This is a genomic window from Haloferax sp. Atlit-6N (assembly GCF_003383195.1).
Classification (GTDB): Archaea; Halobacteriota; Halobacteria; order Halobacteriales; family Haloferacaceae; genus Haloferax; species Haloferax gibbonsii.
On the sequence record NZ_QEQJ01000326.1, the window covers coordinates 1 to 458 of the forward strand.

The window sequence follows — 458 nt, forward strand, 5'->3', positions numbered from 1 at the left end:
TCGACTTAGACGTCGGCGTCGAAGACGTCGCCACGCCGGTCGGACCGCGCGCTCGGGCCCGCTCTGCGGAGTTGGCGGAGAACCCCCACGTGCCGCGTCCCGTCGAGAAGACGCTCGAAGACGACGACTGGAACGCCGAGGGCGCGATGAACTACCTCTATCGCCGCGGCTTCGACGTCTACGACATCAACACGATTCTCTCTGCGGGCGCGCTCGGACAGACCGACCAGCGGCGACTCGTGCCCACGCGCTGGTCGATCACCGCCGTCGACGACACCGTCGGCCAGTACCTCAGAGGGCGGATCCGGACGAATCCTGGGATCGACGCCGTCGAAGTCCACCGCAACGAGTTCCTCGGAAACGCCTTCTGGGTGATCCTCGCACCGGGCAAGTGGGAGTACGAACTCGTCGAGTTGAAAGCACCCGGGAGCGTCTGGAATCCCGACCCCGAAGCCGGG

The 458-nt window shown here is 66.4% G+C and carries 1 pseudogene; it reads left to right on the top strand.

Going from position 1 to position 458, the window contains the following annotated elements:
- A pseudogene (locus DEQ92_RS22585) lies at positions 1-458 on the top strand (hypothetical protein); the annotation flags it as partial.